A 20,872-nucleotide genomic window follows, 5' to 3' on the forward strand; every position below is an offset into this window, starting at 1 on the left:
CGGGGATCCCTTATGACGAGGGCTGGCGCTCGTTCCGGCGTGTGAGGCGGCGCGGCGAAGATTCCTTGAGAGACTTTCCACGGCCTGACAGACTCGGATTCGTCATGAAGTAGTTGTGCAGATTGAACGGCTCTTCGCCTTTCGCGGCCTTCATACGCGTTGACGACCCGTCGGGCAATAACTGCCAGCTCTGCTCGGTATCCTTCAGATTGGCGACCATGATCTGCTCGAGAACCTGCTGATGTACCGTGGGATTTTGCAGCGGGCAGAGGATCTCGACGCGACGGTCGAGGTTCCTCGGCATCATGTCGGCGGAGGAGATATACACAGCCGCTTTGGTCGAGGGCAGGCCCTGGCCCATCCCGAAGCAGTAGATTCGGCCATGCTCCAGGAAACGCCCGATGATGGATTTGACGCGGATGTTCTCGGAAAGTCCGGGCAGACCCGGCCGCAGGCAGCAGATGCCGCGCACCACCAGTTCGATCGCCACGCCGGCCTGCGACGCCTCGTACAGCGCGTCGATGATGTCGGGGTCGACCAGCGAGTTCATCTTGAGCCAGATCGCGCCCGGCTTGCCGTGGCGCGCATAATTGGTCTCGCCGTGAATGTGCTCGAGCATGCGCTTGCGCAAGGTCAGCGGCGACACGGCCATCTTCTCGATGTCGCTGGGCTCGGCATAGCCGGTGATGTAGTTGAACACCCGCGCCGCATCGCGGCCGATGACCGGGTCCGAAGTGAAGTAGGACAAATCAGTATAGATGCGCGCGGTGACGGGATGATAATTCCCGGTGCCGGTGTGCACATAGGTGGTCAGATTGCCGCCCTCGCGGCGCACCACCATCGACAGCTTGGCGTGGGTTTTCAGTTCGATGAAGCCGTACACGACCTGGACGCCGGCGCGTTCGAGGTCGCGCGCCCAGCGGATGTTGGCTTCCTCGTCGAACCGCGCCTTCAGCTCGATCAGCGCGGTGACCGATTTGCCGGCCTCGGCCGCTTCCGCCAGCGTGCGCACGATCGGCGAATTGTTCGAGGTGCGATAGAGCGTCTGCTTGATGGCGACGACGTCGGGGTCGCGGGCCGCCTGTTGCAGGAACTGGACGACGACGTCGAAGGATTCGTAAGGGTGATGGACGATCAGGTCCTTCTGCCGGATCGCGGCGAAGATGTCGCCGCCGTGGTCGCGGACGCGCTCGGGATGGCGCGGAACGTAGGGGGTGAATTCCAGATCGGGCCGGTCGAGCCTTGTCAGCTGCGACAATTCGTTCATCGCCAGCACGCCGTCGACCAGAAAGATCTCGTCGTCGGCGGTGGAAAGCGCCTGCTGCACGAACGCGCGCAGCTCTTCCGGCATCTTGGCTTCGAGTTCGAGCCGGATCACCGATCCGCGCCGCCGCCGCTTCAGCGCGGTCTCGAACAGGCGGACCAGATCTTCCGCCTCTTCCTCGATTTCGAGTTCGGAGTCGCGGATGATGCGGAACGCGCCCTGGCCTTTGACGGTATAGCCTGGGAACAGTTTTCCGATGAACAGGCCGGTGGCCTGTTCCAGCGTGATCAGCCGCACCGCGCCGTCCTTGCCCGCGGGCATGCGGATGAAGCGGTCGATCTTGCCGGGCATGCGGATCAGCGCGTTCATCGGCTTGCCGTCGGAGACCCGCGCCAGCTGCAGCGCGATCGTGAAGCCGAGACTCGGAATGAACGGGAAGGGGTGCGCCGGGTCGATCGCGAGCGGCGTCAGCAGCGGGAAGATGTTGTGGAGGAAATGATCCTCGATCCAGCTCCGCTCGGCCTTGGTGACGTCGCGGCCATCGACCAGGACGATGCCCACTTCGGACAGCGTGGCGCGCAAATCGCTCCAGATCGCCTGCTGATCGCTCGCGAGCTGTGATACGGCCTCGTTGATCAGGACGAGCTGCTCGGACGGCGTCGCCCCGTCGGGGCTGCGTTCGGCGATGCCTTCGCGGACCTGCGCCTTGATGCCGGCGACGCGGACCATGAAGAACTCATCAAGGTTATTGGCGGAAATCGACAGGAACCGCACCCGCTCCAGCGCGGGATGCCCCGGGTTGACCGCTTCCTCCAGCACCCGGCGATTGAAATGCAGCCAGGACAGCTCGCGATTGATGAAGCGTTCGGGGCTGGTCGCGATTGCGGGCGGGCCCTCGGCGATTACATCTTTTTCTTTGATTTCAATGGCTTGTACCGAATCCATGAAGTTTTAATCCATTCCGGGCCCGCGCGTGCGTCTAGCTAGACGGAAGCCGCGCAAACCATGTGTTACGGCAATGACGTTTCAATGACATTGATGTTCCGGCCGCAGCCGGCGTCAAGGCGGGAAGCGCGCCGGATCAGGCGTTGCGCAGTAATTCAGCAGCCAGCGCCCGGGTCACCGGCCGGCCCAGCCGCAGCGCCTCGGTGTCGAGCAGTTCGACCGCCTGGCGGACCGCCGCGTAGGAGCGTTCGATCCGGGTACTGAGATAGCTCACGACCGTCTCGTCGACGCTCAACTGGCGGTCGGCGCAGAATTTGACGATCAGGGAGCGGAACAGCAAGTCGTCGGGCGGCAGCAGCGACACCGACGGCACCGCGCGCAGCCGCGAGCGCAGGTCACGCAATTCGACCTCGAAGGCGGATGGCGCAATGCGCGCCGTCATCAGCACATAGGCTTCGTCCTCGCGCGCCAGATTCATCAGGTGAAACATCGCGCGTTCGTCGAAATCGCCGGGCTTCAGATCCTCGACCACCAGCGCGCCGGTCGCCAGCGCGCCAGGCACCGCGGCCGCCGTCAGCGCATGCGCGGAGGTCGAGCGTGCGCCGGACCGTTCGGCCCAGATCGAGGCGAGATGGCTTTTTCCCGAGCCTTCCGGACCGACCAGCAGCATGATGCGGTTGGGCCAGTCGGGCCAGCTCTCGACCAGCGCGAGGCCGGCTTCATTGGCCGGCCCTTCCAGAAAATTGTCGCGGGTCAGGCTCTCTGCATGGGGCAGCGCGAAGGCAAGCTGACGAGGATGAACGCTGGCTGCCACTACCTTGCCTCGATCGTGCTCATGTGCCGCACCCACTCGACGAGATAGAGGGAGACCGAAACCAAAGTAAAGACCGTAACAAAACCCATCAGGATCAGGTCGTAAGGCCTTGGCTGAAAACCAAATCCGAGCGACGCCAGCACCAGGGCCGCGAACGCCACCTGGAACACCGTATTGAGCTTCGACACCATCAAGGGTTTCATCGGGATCGGCTTGTCGAACAACCATGACACAATCACGGCGGTCACGATCATGATGTCGCGCGAGACCACGAGGATGACGATCCAGCGTGGCACCGCGCCCCAGATGCCAAGCGCCATATAGATCGATACCAGCAGTGCCTTGTCGGCCAGGGGATCGAGCAGGGCGCCGAGTTCGCTCGCCATGTTGAAGCGTTTGGCCAGAAAGCCGTCGACGGCGTCGCTGACGCCAGCGATGACGAAGATCGCAAACGCGATTTCCATCTGGCTGGAGGCGATCGCCCAGACGATGACCGGCACCAGAATGATGCGGCCAAGCGTAATCATGTTCGGAATAGAGGTCGGAATACTCAACTCGGTCGCTTCCCGGCTACCGGCCTGATTTCGCAAAGGATCCGGCCCTTTGCGGGGTGAGCCGGTTGTTATCTACATAGTATATTCGCGCTTCGCTTGCGAGCCATTGCAGGATCGCGGAATTCTTCGTAACCAGCCGTCATCATCTGGAATTAGGCATGAACGACCGCAAAAACGGGCTCACCTACGCGGATTCGGGCGTCGATATCGATGCCGGCAACCGGCTGGTCGATCTCATCAAGCCGATGGTCCGCGCCACCGCCCGCGCCGGCGCCGATGCCGAGATCGGCGGCTTCGGCGGGCTGTTCGACCTCAAGGCCGCCGGCTTCAAGGACCCGGTGCTGGTGGCGGCGACCGACGGCGTCGGCACCAAGGTCAAGATCGCGATCGAGACCGGGCTGCATGGCGGCATCGGCATCGATCTGGTGGCGATGTCGGTCAACGACCTCGTGGTGCAGGGCGCGGAACCGCTGTTCTTCCTCGACTATTTTGCCTGCGGCAAGCTCGATCCGGAAGCGGCCGCCGCGATCGTCGCCGGCGTTGCCGAAGGCTGCCGGGAATCCGGCTGCGCCCTGATAGGCGGCGAGACCGCGGAAATGCCGGGGCTCTACAGGGATGGCGACTACGACCTCGCGGGCTTTGCGGTGGGTGCTGCCGAGCGCGGCACGCTGTTGCCGAGTTCCGACATCGCCGTCGGCGATGCCGTGATCGGCCTCGCCTCGTCGGGGGTGCATTCCAACGGCTTTTCGCTGGTCCGCAAGATCGTCGAGCAATCCGGCCTCGGCTTTGACGCGCCGGCGCCGTTCTCGCCCGTCATGACGCTGGGCGGTGCGCTGCTGGCGCCGACCAAACTCTATGTGAAATCATGCCTGCGCGCGATCCGCGAGACCGGCGCGGTCAAGGGCCTCGCCCATATCACCGGCGGCGGTTTCACCGACAACATTCCGCGCGTGCTGCCGAAGCATCTCGGCGTCGGCATCGACCTCGCGCGGCTGCCGGTGCTGCCGGTGTTCAAATGGCTGGCGGAACAGGGCGGCATCGCCGAACTCGAACTGCTGCGCACGTTCAACTGCGGCATCGGCATGATCGCGATCGTGAAGCCAGACGCCATCGAGCAGGTCACCGAAATCTTCACCGCAAGCGGCGAAACCGTCGCCGTGCTCGGCGAAGTGATCGCGGCCGACGGCGAGCATCGCGTGGTCTATAACGGTCACCTCGATCTCTCCAGATGAAACGCCGCGTCGCCATCCTGATTTCCGGACGCGGATCGAACATGGCCGCCCTGATCGGGGCCGCCAAATCAGCCGATTTCCCGGCCGAGATCGTTGCCGTCATTTCCAACCGCGCCGATGCGCCCGGTCTGGCGACCGCCGCCGCCAACGGCATCGCGACATCAGTCATCGAAAGCAAGCCGTTCGGCAAGGATCGCGCCGGGTTCGAGGCGGTCTTGCAGCGGACGCTCAACGAGAACAACGTCGAGCTGATTTGCCTCGGCGGGTTCATGCGGCTGTTCACCGCCGCATTCGTCAAGGCGTGGTACGGCAAAATGCTCAACATCCATCCCTCGCTGCTGCCGTCGTTTCCGGGCCTCGACCCGCACGGCCAGGCGCTCAAGGCGGGCGTGAAGATTTCGGGCGCCACCGTGCATTTCGTGATCCCGGAAACCGACGCCGGCCCGATCCTGATGCAGGGGGCGGTCGCGGTGGCCGATGACGACACGCCGCAGACACTGGCGGAGCGGATTCTCGGGATCGAGCACCGCATCTATCCTGAGGCGCTGCGGCTGCTGGCCAGCGGCAAGGTCCGCCTGGACGGCGATCTCTGCAGGATATCGGGGAATGGGGGGGCGGAGGATATTCTGATTTCGCCCAAGGCGAATTGGAACTGAGCTCACTAAATCGAAACAGCGAACCCGCACTATCCTCGTCATCCTTGAGGTGCGAGCCTCTTCGGCGAGCCTCGAAGGATGATAGCCACGGTGCGTGCAGCCCATCCTTCGAGGCTCGCCCAGCGGTGCAAGTGCACCGCAAGGCTCGCACCTCAGGATGACGAGGGTCACCTGTGGCAGCGGAAGCACAACGGCCGGTATTCGACGGCCGCGGAGCGGCCCGACCGATTGACGCTCTCGGGGAACTCAGGGCAAATCGGCTAGAGTTGATCGGGATTTGCGCATTTTCGAGCTGGCGCTTCCTCTTGGGAATGGAATGCATGCGCTGCCCATCGCGACCTTCGCGAAAAGGGACGATCGGGGCCGGTCGCGCGCTGGCGCGGCTGGCCGCGGTGGCGTTCGTGCTCGGGATCGGCGTCGCCTCCGCGGCGCATGCGCAGCTCGCACCCACGCCAACCCCAACGCCAACCCCGACGCCAACTCCCACGCCGACCCCATCGCCTTCTCCCAGTCCGACGCCGAATGTCATCAATTCCGATCTGTCGGCAGGCGCGACCGTGACCAATCTCGGCAGCAATTTTCTGGAGCGGCTCGGCAATCAGTCGACCAACGGCTTCAACCGCATGTTGCGCAACAATCCGGGCGGCGGCGGCGCCTCGGAAGCGGCCGACGGCCCGCGCTACCGGACCTGGTTCGAGGGCTACGGCATTTCGGCGACCAATGGTCCGATCCTCGACTTCGTCGGGGACAACCGGACGACCTGGGGCGGCGTCGCCGGGATCGGTGCGCGGGTTGCACCCGGCATCAATGTCGGCTTTTCGGTCGACCAGAGCCGCACCGCCATCGACGTGCCGCTGGCGCTGCAGACGGCGTCGATCAATCTCACGCAGCTCGGGTTCAACGCGTCCGTCGACAAGGGGCCGTGGACCTGGGCCGTGGCGCTGGTGCACGGCTTTGGCAACATCCATTCCAGCCGCGACACCGGCTTTGGTCTGGCGACATCAGGCTACAATGCGAGGCTGGACGGCGCGCTGACCGAGCTCAGCTATTATCTCGACAAGGACCAGAGCCGCATCGTGCCCAAAGCGGGACTCGAATATGTCCACGCCAGGACCGGATCGCTCCAGGAGATGGGCGGCCTCGATCCTGTCATGGCGACCGGCGCGACTGTCGACCGCATGCGCGTGCTTGTTGGTGCCGAAGTCGGGCACTACTGGATCTTCGATCAGAAGATTCTCGATCTGTCGGCCTACGGCAAGTTCGTCGACAACCTCGTGCAGAACTTTGGCGATATCACCGTCAGCCTCGGCGCCCAGCACATTACGCTGCAGGGCATCGGCGAAAGCCAGTATGGCGCCGACGCCGGCGCGTCGGCCTCGCTCAGCCTGACCAACACCGCGCGGCTGTACATCAACTACGACGCCAAATTCCGCGCCGCCTTGCAGTCGCATCAGGGCGTGGTGGGCGTCGAGTTCAAGTGGTAGGGCGGTGACTTCTCCCTCGCCCCGCGCTTGCGGGGAGAGGGTTGGGGTGAGGGGCTGCCTCAATGAGTTGTGACGTGACGGGAGACCTGTACCCCCTCACCCGGATCACATCTGCGATGTGATCCGACCTCTCCCCGCAAGCGGGGCGAGGTAAGACCTAATCCCGATCGACCCGGACCACGCGGCCTTTTTCGATCGCCAGCGCCAGCCTGCCGTGCTTCAGCGACAGCGCCGCTTCGCCGAACAATTCGCGCCGCCAGCCGTGCAGGGCGGCGACGTCGGCCTGATCGTCGTTGGCGATCTGTTCGAGATCGTCGACGGTGGCGATCACCTTGCTTGCGACCGCGTGACGTTCCGACGTCATCCGCAGCAGCACCTTCAACAGCTCGACGATCGCCGCACCATTGGAATTGCCGCGCGGCTTTTCGATCTTCGGCAATGTCGAGGGATCGCGGGCGATGCCGCGCTGCACGGCCGCGACGATATCGGCGCCCCATTTGGAGCGGTCAAAGCCTTTCGGCAGCGAGCGCAAATTGGCGAGACGTTCGAGGCTGGTCGGGGCGTGGGTCGCGATATCGCCGAGCGCGTCGTCCTTCAGTACGCGCGAGCGCGGCACGTCACGGCTCTGCGCTTCCTGCTCGCGCCAGGCCGCGACTTCCATCAGCACCGCCAGCTCCTTCGGCTTGCGCACCCGCGTCTTCAGCCGCTCCCAGGCCCGCTCGGGGTGGAAATCATAGGTCTTTGGCGAGGTCAGGACTTCCATCTCCTCGCTGACCCAGTCGCTGCGGCCGCGCTTCTTCAGGTCGGCGTCGAGCGCTGCGAATACGTCGCGCAGATGGGTGACGTCGGAGACGGCGTAGTGCACCTGCTCTTCGCTCAAGGGCCGGCGCGACCAGTCGGTAAAGCGGTGGGTCTTGTCCGGCCGGTGGCCGGCAATGCGCTCGACCAGCTGGTCATAGGCGATGCTGTCGCCATAGCCGAGCACCATGGCCGCCACTTGGGTGTCGAAGATCGGGTGCGGAATGGTGCCGGACTGGTGCCAGACGATCTCGATGTCCTGCCGGGCGGCGTGGAACACCTTGAGAACGGCCTCGTTGCCCATCAACTCGAAGAACGGCTTGAGATCGATGCCCGGCGCCAGCGTGTCGACCACGACGGCTTCCTCCGCGCTCGCCATCTGCACGACGCAGAGCAGGGGGTAATAGGTCGTCTCCCGCAGGAACTCGGTGTCGACGGTGATGACCGGGTGCTTGGAGAGGCGGTCGCAGGCAGCCGCGAGGTCGGAAGTGGTGGTAATCAGATCCATGAACAGTCCATGACGCTTACGACAGGCGTTCTGCCGAAAGCGCTGGTATGTCAAGGGTCTTTGGACGAATTTTGGCCCTGCGTTTGAGGCAAGGCACCGCTTTTCCGCGCAGGCATCGCGGCCGGCCGCGGCCTTGGGGGGAGCGGCCGGCCAAATGGCGGATCGTTCCGCGCCCGTGATCACTCGTAGCGGATGTTCCGCGACGGCCGCTTTCCGGGCAGGGCAAGCACGACGAGACAGAGCGCGATTATCGCCAGTCCCAGGAATTCAAAAGCAAAGGCGTCCACGGCAATCTCCCCCGATAAACCGTTAGATTTGTCGGGGTTGGATTGAGGGGTTGTTAAGCGATGTGGTTAAGGCCGGGGCGGCGAGCGCGATGGTGGATGGGGGCTTAAGAAGTGGGGTTAACGGCCGCGCGCTGCTTGCAACCTTTGGGCGAAGCGAATTGTCAATAAAGCTGGTCCATGTATGGCGATGGAAGGGCGGTCGGTCGCCCCCGCGTCAATGGGGTTTTTGGAATGAAGCGGCTCGGTATCGCCGTAGCTTTGATCGCAGCCGCGGTTGTGTTCCACATGGTAGCCTATCCGAGCGTAACGGTGCGATACCGCCTAACGTTCGAGGCGTTGGTGGATGGCGAGCCCAAGACGGGATCGAGTGTTAACGAGGTGACCTACAGCAAGCAGTCTGAGTTTGCTGGGCAGCACGAACTCGTGGTCGATTTCAGAGGTGAAGCGGTCGCCCTCGACCTCGGCTCCCGCGGAACGTTGTTCGCGCTGCTCAAGGCAGATACCGATAGCCGGTCAGGGCCGGAATGGATCGTGCTTCGCGCGTTCAATTTTCCCGGGGGCAGTCTTCCGAGACCGGTCGAAGAGGGCGTGAAGCAGGTTTCGCGCCTGTCCGGCAAGCGCGAACTGCCGCTGACCAGCCTGCCACTGCTGGTTCGCTTTCGCGACCTGAACGATCCGATGACAGTAGAGAGAGTCGATCCGCTCGACATAGGGAAGAGTTTTGGTGCCGAAGCAAAGTTGGTTCGCGCCACATTGGAGATCGTCCCTGCGGGGATCTGGCCATTGAGTTCTTTCGGCATCGCGGGTGAGCCGATAACTAAGGGCATCGAGAATAAATTGAGCTGGCTCCCCGAACACTACGACATCCAATTGGACGGTCAGCGGTATGAAACAACTTCAGCGTCACTGCGGTTGGCGAATTCACTCGCTTCCGGCGCCTTCAAGGCAGGACTCTAGTACTGAGGATGGCTAGAGCGCAGCGAAACCCATCAACCCTGAGCTGCTCGCTTCACAACCGACGAGACCGGAAACGTCCTTCCTCGATCACCATGTAGCAGCCAAAAAGCCCTTCGCCATACCGTTCGATCGCAGCCCCTAATCGCATTGTCTTCAGTGCCGGACTTTCGGGGGCGATCCGCATCAACACAACACCGGGGACCGCGCGTCGCCGGCGAAATACGAGGTCGCCGAAATCCTTGTCCTCGGTAAGCAGGAGCCGTTCCTCTTGCAGCGCGAGCGCGATGACATCGGTATCGCTCAAGCCTCCGGAAGCTTCGGCGACATAAAGCACGTCGTGGCCGGCCGCACGCAGAAACGCGACCAGGGGTGCCGCGACACATTCGTCAGCGAGCCAGCGCACATTCAGCCGTAGACGATGTCTTCGTCGGCGAGGTAATCGGCCGCAAATGCTTGCGCGGCCAGGATATCGTCATGTGTTAGCCGCGGGTGGTCGGCAAGGATCGCCTCCACCGACATGCCGGCACCGAGTTTGCGCAAAACCAATTCTACCGGAACACGGGTGCCACGAACGACCGGTTTGCCGTCCATGATGTTCGGGTTCAATTCGATGCGTTCGTGGGGCATGGCGCTCTCTTGACCAACATGGGTCGCTTCCATTCGACAATAGCAGAAGTCTTGGCTTTTGTCAGGGCATGGGGGATGGCGAGGTTATCATCGGGCCGGCCGAAGGCCAGACCCGTTGGCTCCTCCTATCCCAGGCGCTAGGCCGCCTTCGTTCCGACCGGTTCTATTTTCACGAGGTCCTTGGCGATTTGCCGCTTCGCATGAATGTCGTAATCGGTCTGAAGGTTCAGCCAGAACTCGGGTGAAGTGCCGAACGCCTTCGACAGGCGCAGCGCGGTATCGGCGGTCACGCCGGTTTCTTCATTCGACAATCGCTCGATGCGCGTTCGCGGAACGCTGCAGGCTTTTGCCAACGCGCCGGGCGACAGCCCGAGCGGCAATAAAAATTCTTCCCGCAGCACTTCACCGGGATGCATGGGAGCAAGTCTCTTAGCCATGACGGCTTTCCTTGGCTTGAGAGGCGCGGGATCTCCCTCTTCGGGCGCATTGTGCCGCGCGGCTGCCAAGCCACGACCATATCAGCGTCATTGCGAGGAGCGAAGCGACGAAGCAATCCATGTCCCAGTTAGCAGCACTGCGGATGGCTTCGCTCCGCTCATTTACGTAATTACCCATACGCTGTGTCAGAATTTAGTAAAACGGCAGAGGACAGAAAAATGTACGCGGCAGAATTGGTTGAAATTGCGCTCACTACTCTGAAGTGCAGTCAAAAAGAATTGGCGCTACGGCTTGGCGTGTCGCCGACCCAAGTCACCAAGTGGAAGAACGGCGAACACATGTCTTCGGAAATGGAAAAGCGCCTGCGTGAGCTCTCGAAAATCGGCGATGCCGACCCGAGCCTTGTCGTATGGGCAGGCTCGCCCAGGGCGGCCAAGCAGTGGAGAGAAGTCATCAAGTATTTGGCAGATATGGCCAACGAAGGTGGCGAGACCGGATATAACACTGCACCATTGTCAGACGCGGCAGGCGACGAGATGACATTGGACATCCTCTGCGGTCAAACGGTGCTTACGTTGAATGATATGGGTGTAGCGCCACCAAAAGCATTTCCGACGGATTTGAAAAACGCCTTAGCCGACGAAGAACCATACGAGTTATTCGATGAACACCCCCTCGCTAACCTGATCGGCAAAATCTACAGCGCTTACACCGACGTCTATGGGTTCTACGTGGCATACGTCGATGAGCTTCTGGAAGATGACGATGGAAATCCTATCGATGGATTCGACGACATCGAGCCGTGCCTGCTGTCGCTTGCGGCCAGCAAACTTGAAATAGCGCAACCAGACGTTGAAGTACGTCGCGACATCAAGGTTGGTCTGGCCTTTGCGCCCAACTTCCTCGAATTCAAACGCAAAACCGAAAAAGACTACAAGAGGTGGATGACCAAGCTAAAAAATCGCGCCATCCGCACCGGAGCGCCGTTGCGAGCCGAAATCATGGACATGGTCTATGACTCACACGATTCCCTTGGCCATAAAGCCGAAGCAGAAGCGCTTGGGTTCAACAACAGCAATCTGCACCCGGATATGTACATGAATGAATTGATCACCGGGATGCGAATGATTCATCAAATTCTGCCGAAAATTCTCGACAAGCTCGACATCAAGTTCACTCCGGACATGGCTCGGTTGAGGGCCGATGAGGCGCGATGGCAGTCAACGCAGGAAGCCGATGAGGATTAGCGCGTAGTACGTAGAATGGGTAGAGCGCAGCGAAACCCATCAGCATCCACGAGCTATTGATGGGTTTCGCTGCGCTCTACCCATCCTACAATTTCTACTCCATGTAGAGCGCAGCGAAGCCGATCCTACAATTTCTGCCCGACGGGCAAATCAGTAAATCCTGTCCAGCCCCCTTACAAAAAATATTCCGCTTGTCGCGTCGGGCAAATCAGTGGTGTTTCTCCGCGCGTCTCACCCAGGAAGAGGGGCGGCTCGCGATCGTCACGAAACGCGCGGTGGGATGCGGTGGACGCGGAAGCTGCGACTGACGAGCGCGGCCGATGCGGACGGCGAAGTCGTGTGGTCCTGACGCCCCGATGCTGGCGTCAAGCTTCGCGGAAGTATTTGCGAAGTGACGGTGGCAAGAGAGCCGGTCGCCGGGGAGAGCGCGCTATAAGCCGTAAAACCATTGCGCAGGGAAGGCCGGATGTTCTCCGCTGAACCTGTATGCTCGTGTGCGCTTTCTTTTGTGCAAATTGCACGCGAGACCGCGGGTGCAGCGCGCACCCGGCTTTCCCTGCGCCCTCTGTTTTCGAGGGCGGAAGTTGAGATCAAAGCTCGGACGCGTGGCGTCGCGAGGATGCGGATTCATGTTGTGCAGGATGTAGCAAGCCGTCATTGCGAGCCAACGGGTCGCGCGAATGCGCGCCCGATGACAGGCTCCGCGAAGCAATCCATTGCTCCGCTTGCGCTGATAGATGGATTGCTTCGCTTCGCTCGCAATGACGCGGACAGGTCAGCGCTACCCCCAGTCGTCATCACCCGCGTATGCGGGTGATCCAGTATCCGAGAGACGTTGATGATAGAACCGAGACGCCGCAGCGTACTGGATGCCCCGCCTTCGCGGGGCATGACAGCAGTGTTTGGGGCGGCTCTGTCAACGTCATTGCGAGGAGCGAAGCGACGAAGCAATCCATTCGTTCATTGCGTGGCGAGATGGATTGCTTCGCGGAGCCTGTCATCGGGCGCGCATTCGCGCGACCCGTTGGCTCGCAATGACGATGCTACGTCCCGCAAAACGTCTGCAGCACGCGCTCGTCCGGCATCGGCGGATCGGCATACGCCGCAAACGCCGGCTGATCCTCGAACGGCTTCGACAGCACCGTCAGCAATTCCTCGAACGGCGCGTAGTCGTCGTTATTCACAGCGGCCTGGATCACGGCCTCGACGCGATGGTTGCGCGGGATGAAGGCCGGATTGACCGCGCGCATTGCGGCCTGCCGTTCAGCGGCGGATTGCGGCTCATCCGCAATGCGCTGGCGCCAGCGCACGGCCCATTCGTCGAACACTGCGGGATCGGTGAACTGTGCCCTGGCGCTGTCGTCGTCGGCATTGCCCGCGCCATCGCTCAGCCGACGGAAGGTCAGCGTAAAGTCGGCGTCGTTTTTCGCCATTGCATCGAGCAGATCCTGCACCAGCGCATCGTCGCCGTCCTGCGTGGTAAACAGGCCGAGCTTCCGGTGCCAGCCCGCGCCGAAGGCGGTCGTGAATTTCTCCGCGAATTCGCCGAGGATGAATTGCGCCTGTTCGATCGCCTTGTCCTTGTCGTCGGAGAACAGCGGCAGCAGGCATTCGGCCAGCCGCGTCAGGTTCCACAGCGCGATCCGGGGCTGGTTGGCATAGGCGTAGCGGCCCTGTTCGTCGATCGAGGAGAACACGGTGGCCGGGTTGTAGTCGTCCATGAACGCGCACGGGCCGTAGTCGATGGTCTCGCCGGAGATCGAGCAGTTGTCGGTGTTCATGACGCCGTGGATGAAGCCGACCAAAAGCCAGCGCGCGACCAGATCGGCCTGGCGGGCGACGACGCCTTGCAGCAGCGCGTGATAGGGGCGCTCGGCCTTCGCGGCGTCCGGATAATGCCTCGCAATGGCGTGGTCAGCGAGCTGCCGCACGCCGTCGGTATCGCCGCGGGCAGCAAAAAACTGGAAGGTGCCGACGCGGATGTGGCTGGCGGCGACGCGCGTGAGAACCGCGCCGGGCAGCATGGTCTCGCGCATCACGTTCTCGCCTGTGATGACGGCGGCGAGCGAGCGGGTGGTTGGAATGCCCAACGCGAACATCGCCTCGCTGACGATGTATTCGCGCAGCACGGGGCCGAGCGCGGCGCGGCCATCGCCCCGGCGCGAGAATGGCGTTGGTCCCGAGCCCTTGAGCTGGATGTCGCGGCGGACGCCGTCCTTGTCGATGACTTCGCCGAGCAGGATGGCGCGGCCGTCGCCGAGCTGCGGCACGAATTGCCCGAACTGATGGCCGGCATAGGCCATCGCGATCGGGTCGGCGCCGTCGGGGACGCGCTTGCCGGCGAGGATCTCGGCCCCTTCCGGGGTGGCCAGCAGGTCCGGGTCGAGGCCGAGCTGGACGGCGAGCGGCCGGTTCAGTTTGATCAGCCGGGGGGAGGCGACCGGAGTCGGCGCCACCCGGGCGAAAAAGTTCGCCGGCAGGGCCGCGTAGGTGTTCTGGAACGGGAAATGAACGGTCATGAGCAACAAGATAGGCGCGCCTGGGGAATAGGCAAAGGGTTGAAGTCCGGCGGGTTCAAAACGCCGCTTTTGGGGCCAAAACGGCCCCGGCGCTGGTTGCCGCGCCTGACCTCGTCGGGTAAACCCTGCCGCACTTCGGGCAGGCCCTTTGGGCCGCTCGATTCTACCCCTCAAATATCTGTTTTTGGAAATTCCATGCATCGCTACCGGTCACACACATGCGGCGCGCTCCGCGACAGCGACATCGACCAGACCGCCCGGCTGTCGGGCTGGTGCCATCGGATCCGCGACCATGGCGGCGTGCTGTTCATCGATTTGCGCGACCATTACGGCCTGACGCAATGCGTCGCCGACCCGGATTCCCCGGCGTTCAAGGACGCCGAAAAACTGCGCTCGGAATGGGTGGTGCGGATCGACGGCAAGGTGCGCCGCCGTCCTGATGGCACCGATAATCCGGAACTGCCGACCGGCGCGGTCGAGCTTTACATCAGCGAGATCGAGGTGCTCGGACCGGCGGCCGAACTGCCGTTGCCGGTGTTCGGCGACCAGGAATATCCTGAAGATATAAGGCTTAAGTACCGTTTCCTCGACCTTCGTCGCGAGAAACTGCACCAGAACATCATGACCCGCGGCGAGATCGTCGATTCGATGCGCAAGCGGATGAAGGAGCAGGGATTTTTTGAATTCCAGACCCCGATCCTGACGGCCTCCTCGCCAGAAGGCGCGCGCGACTTCCTGGTTCCGTCCCGCATCCATCCCGGCAAGTTCTACGCGCTGCCGCAGGCGCCGCAGCAGTACAAGCAGCTCCTGATGATGTCGGGCTTCGACCGCTATTTCCAGATCGCGCCTTGCTTCCGCGACGAGGACCCGCGCGCCGACCGTCTGCCGGGCGAGTTTTACCAGCTCGATGTCGAGATGAGCTTTGTCACCCAGGACGACGTATTCGCGGCGATGGAACCCGTCATCACCGGCGTGTTCGAGGATTTTGCCAAGGGCAAGCCGGTCACCAAGGGCTGGCCGCGGATTCCCTTCGCCGAAGCCCTGCGCAAATATGGCAGCGACAAGCCCGATTTGCGCAACCCGATCATCATGCAGGACGTCTCCGAGCACTTTCGCGGCTCCGGCTTCAGGGTGTTTGCGCGGATGCTGGAAGACCCCAGGAACCAGGTCTGGGCGATTCCCGGTACCGGCGGCGGGTCGCGCGCGTTCTGCGACCGCATGAACTCCTGGGCGCAGGGCGAGGGCCAGCCCGGCCTCGGCTACATCATGTGGCGCGAGGGCGGCGAGGGCGCGGGTCCGCTCGCCAACAACATCGGCGCTGAGCGGACCGCGGCGATCCGTACCCAGCTCGGGCTGAAGGAGGGCGATGCAGCGTTCTTCGTCGCCGGCGATCCCGACAAATTCTGGAAGTTTTCAGGCCTGGCGCGAACCAAGCTCGGCGAAGAGCTGAACCTGATCGACAAGGACCGGTTCGAGCTCGCCTGGGTCGTCGACTTCCCGATGTACGAATATGACGAGACCGAGAAGAAGGTCGACTTCTCGCACAACCCGTTCTCGATGCCGCAGGGTGGCCTCGACGCGCTCAACGGGCAGGACCCGCTGACCATCAAGGCGTTCCAGTACGACATCACCTGCAACGGCTACGAGATCGCGTCCGGCGGTATCCGCAACCACCGCCCCGAGGCGATGGTGAAGGCGTTCGAGATCGCGGGCTATGGCGAGAAAGACGTCGTCGAGCGTTTTGGCGGCATGTACCGCGCCTTCCAGTACGGTGCGCCGCCGCATGGCGGCATGGCAGCGGGCGTCGACCGCATCGTCATGCTGCTCTGCGGCACCACCAATTTGCGCGAAATCTCGCTATTCCCGATGAACCAGCAGGCCATGGACCTACTGATGGGAGCGCCGTCAGACGTCGCGCCGAAGCAGCTGCGCGAGCTTCACATCCGGCTCAATCTGCCGGACAAGGGCTAAGTTCACCGCGTGGTCGAGGCCTCCACCTGAAATTGCGCCAGCGCCGTCAGCGGGTCGATTTTCAGCACCTGGATCAGCTGCATCGCCGGGACCTTGCCGTGCGGCGTGAGCTTGAGCGTCAGCGTTCCCTTCGGGCTCTCGACGAAGCCGGCGAGCGCGTCGGCGAGCGCCGCCACGTCCGGATTGGTCGTTGCCGCATCCGCGGTGCTGGCCTTGATGTCGTCAATGACGGCGCGGCTCGCTTCGTCGGGGCTGAGGTTCTGCGTCCGCGCATATTGCGCGATCGCGAGGTCGACGCCGCCGAGGTCCCGCAGCGTAAGTTCGATGGTCCCGGCCTCGATTTGCGCCGCCATGTTGGCCGCCTGCGCCGGATTGATCGAGAATGCGCCCCGCGGCACGTTGGCGAATGCGACACGCGCGGTGGCCTTCAACAGGTTGCCGACTTCGAGCGACACGGGTTCCAGTACGAAGGTGTGCGGCGCTTCGGTCCAGGCCGCGCCGAGATCGAAGTCGATCGCCGCAATGTTCATCCCGGCCGCAACCAGCATCGGGGCGTCGGCCGCTTCGATCGGGGTGGTCAGCTTCGCCACCAAGTGCGCCTGGCTCGGGATCGGACCGACAAACTGGCCCCAGTCCAGGCTGAGTGTGTCGACGTTGACCAGCTTGTCGGTGTTTTTGAAGGGCGCGACGAGGCCCTTTACCTCGGCGCCCTGGATCAGCGGCAACAGCGCCAGCGCCTGGTCCGGCCCGGGCCGTTGCGCGGCGAACTGCGCCGCCGTTCGCATCAAATTGGAGATGTCGAGGGATTTCAGCGCGAAACGTCCGACCTTGACCGGACCCTTCGGCGAACGCGTATCGAGGCCTTCGAAAGCAAGTTCGCCGATCTTGCCGCTTTCCATGTTGAACCGCATTGCTGCGAGCTTCAGCGGACCCTGCGGCGTCTCGACCGAGAGCCCGCGCATCTCGGCATTTCCGATTCGGACGCCCTCATGGAGCTTGGCCACCTTCTCCATCATCTCGCGCGCTTGCGCCGGCGTCGGCGGCGCGGCGCCGGCCGGCGGTATCATCGCCAGCAGCGCCGGCAGTTGCAGCCGCGATGGCCTGAGCCCGACGTCATCGATGGTCATGCCGTCGATCCGCATCGTCAGGCCTTGCCCGGACGTGACGATATAGGGACCAGCCGAGATCTGCCGGTAAGCGCGGTAATAGCGGTCGTCGTTGGCCTTCTGCGGATCGAACATGGCCGCAGCTGCGCTGATATCGACCTCATACGAGGCGATATTTGCAAGGCTGCCGGTCATGTTCTCCGTCTTGCCCGCCTGCTGCATCGCGACGTTGAAAACGACCCCATCGACCTTCGTGACGTCGATCTTGCCGTCCTTGATGCCCTGCATCGCAAAGCCCGAATACGTAAACTCGCCTCCGCCCGGCGTCGCGGCGGCGAAGTTCATGGTTCCGGCAAGGCTGGGGGCCGTGATCGACGAGGCGGTGATGGTCGCGAATTGCTCGAGGGCGAAGCGGTAGACGTCGACAAAGGACGAGGAAGCCGGTGGCCGTTGCAGGCTGGCGGGACCGGAATAATCCTTCAAGGTGATCCGTGGCACCTTGTAAGTGAGATTCAAGCCGGGGCTGGCCATCGCCAGGCCGGCCTCGATGTCGGTGGCTTCGATGGTGTTGGCGGCGAATCGCGTCGGGTTCGGCTGGCTGACGCCTGCAGCCGTAACGCTCGCAATCTTGACGCTGACCGGAGGTTGCGCGGCGGTTTCACCGGCAATGTCTGCGACCGTCACGGTGCGGTTCAACAGGTCGAACGACACCTTGCCATGGCTTGCCTTGCCGCCGGTGGCGCGGATCTGCTCGAACGCGGCCTCGACCTCGCCGGCGACCCGATGCTGCATGTAGAACTGGAGGCCGAAGAAAGCGCCCACTGCGATCACGATCGCGGCAGCCAGACCCATCCGTATCTTTACCATTCGGTCAACTCCGGTTGGCGATTGTGCAGGGGGCAATTTGTCATATTGTCGGTCGAATGACCGGATGAGGGAGGAGCATGTGCTGGCGGCATCGACAATTTGCGTCGATCGGCCAGTTGCTGGCCTGTTGATGGGTAAACCGTCGGATGTTGCATCCAAGCGGTTGCTCGTGCTTCACATCCGGCTCAATCTGCCGGAAAGCTGACCTCTTCTGGACGTAGCCAAGAAACAAAGTTCGGGGTCGGAAACGCGGGAGTACGTATGACGTCCTATTCTGAAGATCTTGATTCCGCGGCACTGGCGTACCATCGGCTGCCGCGACCAGGCAAGCTCGAGATCCAGGCGACCAAGCCGCTCGCGAACCAGCGCGATCTCGCGCTGGCCTACACGCCGGGCGTCGCGGCCGCCTGCATGGAGATCGCCAAAAACCCCGCCGAAGCCGCTTCCCTGACCACCCGCGCCAATCTGGTCGCCGTGGTCTCCAACGGCACCGCGGTTTTGGGCCTCGGCAATATCGGCCCGTTGGCCTCCAAGCCGGTCATGGAGGGCAAGGCGGTCCTGTTCAAGAAGTTCGCCGGCATCGACGTGTTCGACATCGAAATCGCCGCCGACACCATCGAGCGCGTGGTCGAGACGGTCGCAGCGCTGGAGCCGACCTTCGGCGGCATCAATCTCGAGGACATCAGGGGGCCGGAGTGTTTCGAGATCGAGGCGCAGCTCAAGGCGCGCATGAAGATCCCGGTATTCCACGACGACCAGCATGGCACCGCCATCATCGTCGGCGCCGCGATCACCAATGCGCTGCGGCTGAACGGCAAGAAGCTGGAAGACATCAAGATCGTCTGTTCCGGCGCGGGCGCCGCAGCGATCGCCTGTCTCAATCTGTTGGTGTCGCTGGGCGCGCAACGCAAGAACATCTGGGTCTGCGATATCGACGGCCTCGTGTATGAGGGCCGCAACACGCTGATGGACCGCTGGAAGGCGGTCTATGTGCAGAAGACCGACAAGCGCACGCTGGGCGATGTGATCGGCGGCGCCGACATCTTCCTGGGGTTGTCAGCGCCAAACGTGCTGAAGCCGGAGATGGTCAAGGCGATGGCGGACCAGCCGCTGGTGATGGCGCTCGCAAACCCGGATCCGGAAATCATGCCGGACGAGGCGCGCAAAGCCCGCCCCGACGCGATGATCTGCACCGGACGATCGGACTTCCCGAACCAGGTCAACAACGTCCTGTGCTTCCCGTTCATCTTCCGCGGCGCGCTCGATGTCGGCGCCACCGCGATCAACGAGGAGATGAAGCATGCGGCGGTCGATGCCATCGCCCAGCTCGCGCGCGATCCGCCGTCGGATGCGGTCGCGCATGGTTTCGAGGCCGGCGAGACGCAGGGTTTCGGGCCGGGTTCGCTGATCCCGAGTCCGTTCGATCCGCGCCTGATCCTGCGCATTGCGCCGGCGGTGGCGAAGGCGGCGATGGATTCCGGCGTGGCGACGCGGCCGATCAATAATTTCGACGAATATTGCGCCCAGCTTCAGCGCTATGCGTTCCGTTCCGGCCTGACCATGAAGCCGGTATTCGCGAAGGCCAAGACCCAGCCGGTCCGTGTGATCTACGCCGAGGGTGAGGACGAGCGCGTGCTGCGCGCGACGCAGGTGGTGCTGGAGGAGAAACTGGCGCGGCCGATTTTGGTGGGCCGTCCCTCGGTGGTCGAGGCGCGCATCAAGCGGTTCGGCCTTGCGATCAAGGCTGGCAGGGATTTCGACCTCATCAATCCCGAGGACGATCCGCGCTATCGCTCCTATGTGACGTCCTATATCGAGGTCGCCGGCCGGTGCGGCGTCACGCCGGATGCGGCGCGCACGGTGGTGCGCACCAACAACACCGTGATCGCGGCGCTCGCCGTGGTGCGCGGCGAAGCCGACGCCATGCTGTGCGGCGTCGAGGGCGGCTACATGAGCCATCTGCGCCATGTGCGCGAGATCATCGGCTTCCTGCCGGGGGTCAGCGATTATGCGGCGCTGGCGCTGATGATCACAAGCAAAGGCGCCTATTTCATCGCCGACACCCAGGTGCGGCCGAACCCGAGCGCGGAGGAATTGGCGGAGATGGCGTCGCTGGCGGCGATCCATGTCCAGCGCTTCAATTTCAAGCCCAGAATAGCGTTCGTGTCGCATTCCGACTTCGGAAGCTATGACACGGACTCCTCGCGCAAGATGCGCCGGGCCACCCAGCTTCTGAAGGAGAAGCATCCGGAGATCGAGGCGGACGGAGAAATGCAGGCCGATACCGCATTGTCGGCGGTGGCGCGGAAGCTCGTGCTGCCGCAATCGAGGCTGGAAGGCGAGGCCAACATCCTGATCATGCCGAATCTCGATGCCGCCAACATCGCCTACCAGACGATCAAGGTGTTGGCGGACGCGCTTCCCGTTGGCCCGATCCTGATCGGGCCGGCGCGCCCCGCGCACATTCTCACGCCCGGGGTGACCGCGCGCGGCGTTCTCAACATGACCGCGGTGGCTGCGGTCGAAGCCCAGGAGCGTGCCGGCCGCCAGCAGCCGACCCTGTTTGGTTAGTTCAAATCAAATGGCTCGGGTCGCCGG

Annotated in this window: 16 protein-coding genes; 7 read left to right on the top strand and 9 right to left on the bottom strand. The window is 62.9% G+C overall.

What is annotated here, in order from left to right:
* Nucleotides 1–10: 10 nt before the first annotated feature.
* From NL528_RS20285 to NL528_RS20295, 3 genes are all read right to left on the bottom strand, one after another.
* A complete protein-coding gene (locus tag NL528_RS20285; protein ID WP_309184434.1) occupies nt 11–2,209 on the bottom strand; it encodes an RNA degradosome polyphosphate kinase in 2,199 nt (732 codons plus the stop codon).
* A gap of 136 nt (nt 2,210–2,345) precedes the next feature.
* Entirely contained in the window at nt 2,346–3,023 is a 678-nt protein-coding gene (locus tag NL528_RS20290) for a chromosomal replication initiator DnaA (protein ID WP_309184435.1), read from the bottom strand.
* Nucleotides 3,023–3,577, bottom strand: a complete 555-nt coding sequence (locus NL528_RS20295) for a CDP-alcohol phosphatidyltransferase family protein (RefSeq protein WP_375144031.1) — start codon at nt 3,575–3,577, stop codon at nt 3,023–3,025. Before NL528_RS20295 ends, NL528_RS20290 begins: the two co-directional genes overlap by 1 nt.
* A gap of 158 nt (nt 3,578–3,735) precedes the next feature.
* Between NL528_RS20295 and purM the strand changes: the two genes are divergently transcribed.
* The 3 genes from purM (at nt 3,736) to NL528_RS20310 (ending at nt 6,949) form a co-directional block, all read left to right on the top strand.
* Complete coding sequence (gene purM / locus NL528_RS20300; protein WP_309184436.1) at nt 3,736–4,809, top strand: phosphoribosylformylglycinamidine cyclo-ligase; 1,074 nt, start codon at nt 3,736–3,738, stop codon at nt 4,807–4,809.
* Nucleotides 4,806–5,465, top strand: coding sequence for a phosphoribosylglycinamide formyltransferase (gene purN / locus NL528_RS20305; RefSeq protein ID WP_309184437.1), 660 nt, complete (start codon nt 4,806–4,808; stop codon nt 5,463–5,465). The genes purM and purN overlap by 4 nt, the downstream gene beginning before the upstream one ends.
* Nucleotides 5,466–5,785: 320 nt before the next feature.
* Complete coding sequence (locus NL528_RS20310; protein WP_309184438.1) at nt 5,786–6,949, top strand: autotransporter outer membrane beta-barrel domain-containing protein; 1,164 nt, start codon at nt 5,786–5,788, stop codon at nt 6,947–6,949.
* Between the two features lie 157 nt (nt 6,950–7,106).
* Here NL528_RS20310 and rnd read toward each other — a convergent pair whose 3' ends face one another.
* Nucleotides 7,107–8,255, bottom strand: coding sequence for a ribonuclease D (gene rnd / locus NL528_RS20315; RefSeq protein WP_309184439.1), 1,149 nt, complete (start codon nt 8,253–8,255; stop codon nt 7,107–7,109).
* Between the two features lie 518 nt (nt 8,256–8,773).
* Here rnd and NL528_RS20320 point away from each other — a divergent pair.
* Nucleotides 8,774–9,499, top strand: coding sequence for a hypothetical protein (locus NL528_RS20320; RefSeq protein WP_309184440.1), 726 nt, complete (start codon nt 8,774–8,776; stop codon nt 9,497–9,499).
* Between the two features lie 52 nt (nt 9,500–9,551).
* Here NL528_RS20320 and NL528_RS20325 read toward each other — a convergent pair whose 3' ends face one another.
* The 3 genes from NL528_RS20325 to NL528_RS20335 form a co-directional block, all read right to left on the bottom strand.
* Complete coding sequence (locus tag NL528_RS20325; protein ID WP_309184441.1) at nt 9,552–9,902, bottom strand: DUF5615 family PIN-like protein; 351 nt, start codon at nt 9,900–9,902, stop codon at nt 9,552–9,554.
* A gap of 2 nt (nt 9,903–9,904) precedes the next feature.
* Nucleotides 9,905–10,126 (bottom strand): DUF433 domain-containing protein, encoded by a 222-nt coding sequence (locus tag NL528_RS20330; RefSeq protein ID WP_309184442.1) that lies wholly within the window; start codon nt 10,124–10,126, stop codon nt 9,905–9,907.
* A gap of 137 nt (nt 10,127–10,263) precedes the next feature.
* Complete coding sequence (locus NL528_RS20335; RefSeq protein WP_309184443.1) at nt 10,264–10,563, bottom strand: HigA family addiction module antitoxin; 300 nt, start codon at nt 10,561–10,563, stop codon at nt 10,264–10,266.
* Nucleotides 10,564–10,782: 219 nt separating this feature from the next.
* Between NL528_RS20335 and NL528_RS20340 the strand changes: the two genes are divergently transcribed.
* Complete coding sequence (locus tag NL528_RS20340; RefSeq protein WP_309184444.1) at nt 10,783–11,811, top strand: helix-turn-helix transcriptional regulator; 1,029 nt, start codon at nt 10,783–10,785, stop codon at nt 11,809–11,811.
* A gap of 1,043 nt (nt 11,812–12,854) precedes the next feature.
* On the opposite strand, the gene NL528_RS20345 is transcribed toward NL528_RS20340, so the two are convergent.
* On the bottom strand, nt 12,855–14,330 hold the full coding sequence (locus NL528_RS20345) for a protein adenylyltransferase SelO family protein (protein WP_309184994.1): 1,476 nt from the start codon (nt 14,328–14,330) through the stop codon (nt 12,855–12,857).
* A gap of 195 nt (nt 14,331–14,525) precedes the next feature.
* On the opposite strand from NL528_RS20345, the gene aspS reads away from it, so the two are divergent.
* Complete coding sequence (gene aspS, locus NL528_RS20350) at nt 14,526–16,301, top strand: aspartate--tRNA ligase (RefSeq protein WP_309184445.1); 1,776 nt, start codon at nt 14,526–14,528, stop codon at nt 16,299–16,301.
* A 2-nt stretch (nt 16,302–16,303) separates the two neighbouring features.
* Here the strand turns inward: aspS and NL528_RS20355 are convergent, their stop codons facing one another.
* Nucleotides 16,304–18,274 (bottom strand): hypothetical protein, encoded by a 1,971-nt coding sequence (locus tag NL528_RS20355; protein WP_309184446.1) that lies wholly within the window; start codon nt 18,272–18,274, stop codon nt 16,304–16,306.
* Between the two features lie 261 nt (nt 18,275–18,535).
* Between NL528_RS20355 and NL528_RS20360 the strand changes: the two genes are divergently transcribed.
* On the top strand, nt 18,536–20,845 hold the full coding sequence (locus NL528_RS20360) for an NADP-dependent malic enzyme (protein ID WP_309184447.1): 2,310 nt from the start codon (nt 18,536–18,538) through the stop codon (nt 20,843–20,845).
* Nucleotides 20,846–20,872: the final 27 nt, after the last annotated feature.

The sequence above is a fragment of the Bradyrhizobium sp. Ash2021 genome (assembly GCF_031202265.1).
Taxonomy (GTDB): domain Bacteria; phylum Pseudomonadota; class Alphaproteobacteria; order Rhizobiales; family Xanthobacteraceae; genus Bradyrhizobium.

What these genes read in the sequence shown, in the direction of transcription:
- NL528_RS20285 (WP_309184434.1), bottom strand. Translation starts at nt 2,209, where the DNA reads ATGGATTCGGTACAAGCCATTGAAATCAAAGAAAAAGATGTAATCGCC.
- purM (WP_309184436.1), top strand. Translation starts at nt 3,736, where the DNA reads ATGAACGACCGCAAAAACGGGCTCACCTACGCGGATTCGGGCGTCGAT.
- purN (WP_309184437.1), top strand. Translation starts at nt 4,806, where the DNA reads ATGAAACGCCGCGTCGCCATCCTGATTTCCGGACGCGGATCGAACATG.
- NL528_RS20310 (WP_309184438.1), top strand. Translation starts at nt 5,786, where the DNA reads ATGCGCTGCCCATCGCGACCTTCGCGAAAAGGGACGATCGGGGCCGGT.
- rnd (WP_309184439.1), bottom strand. Translation starts at nt 8,255, where the DNA reads ATGGATCTGATTACCACCACTTCCGACCTCGCGGCTGCCTGCGACCGC.
- NL528_RS20320 (WP_309184440.1), top strand. Translation starts at nt 8,774, where the DNA reads ATGAAGCGGCTCGGTATCGCCGTAGCTTTGATCGCAGCCGCGGTTGTG.
- NL528_RS20330 (WP_309184442.1), bottom strand. Translation starts at nt 10,126, where the DNA reads ATGCCCCACGAACGCATCGAATTGAACCCGAACATCATGGACGGCAAA.
- NL528_RS20335 (WP_309184443.1), bottom strand. Translation starts at nt 10,563, where the DNA reads ATGGCTAAGAGACTTGCTCCCATGCATCCCGGTGAAGTGCTGCGGGAA.
- NL528_RS20340 (WP_309184444.1), top strand. Translation starts at nt 10,783, where the DNA reads ATGTACGCGGCAGAATTGGTTGAAATTGCGCTCACTACTCTGAAGTGC.
- NL528_RS20345 (WP_309184994.1), bottom strand. Translation starts at nt 14,330, where the DNA reads ATGACCGTTCATTTCCCGTTCCAGAACACCTACGCGGCCCTGCCGGCG.
- aspS (WP_309184445.1), top strand. Translation starts at nt 14,526, where the DNA reads ATGCATCGCTACCGGTCACACACATGCGGCGCGCTCCGCGACAGCGAC.
- NL528_RS20355 (WP_309184446.1), bottom strand. Translation starts at nt 18,274, where the DNA reads ATGGTAAAGATACGGATGGGTCTGGCTGCCGCGATCGTGATCGCAGTG.
- NL528_RS20360 (WP_309184447.1), top strand. Translation starts at nt 18,536, where the DNA reads ATGACGTCCTATTCTGAAGATCTTGATTCCGCGGCACTGGCGTACCAT.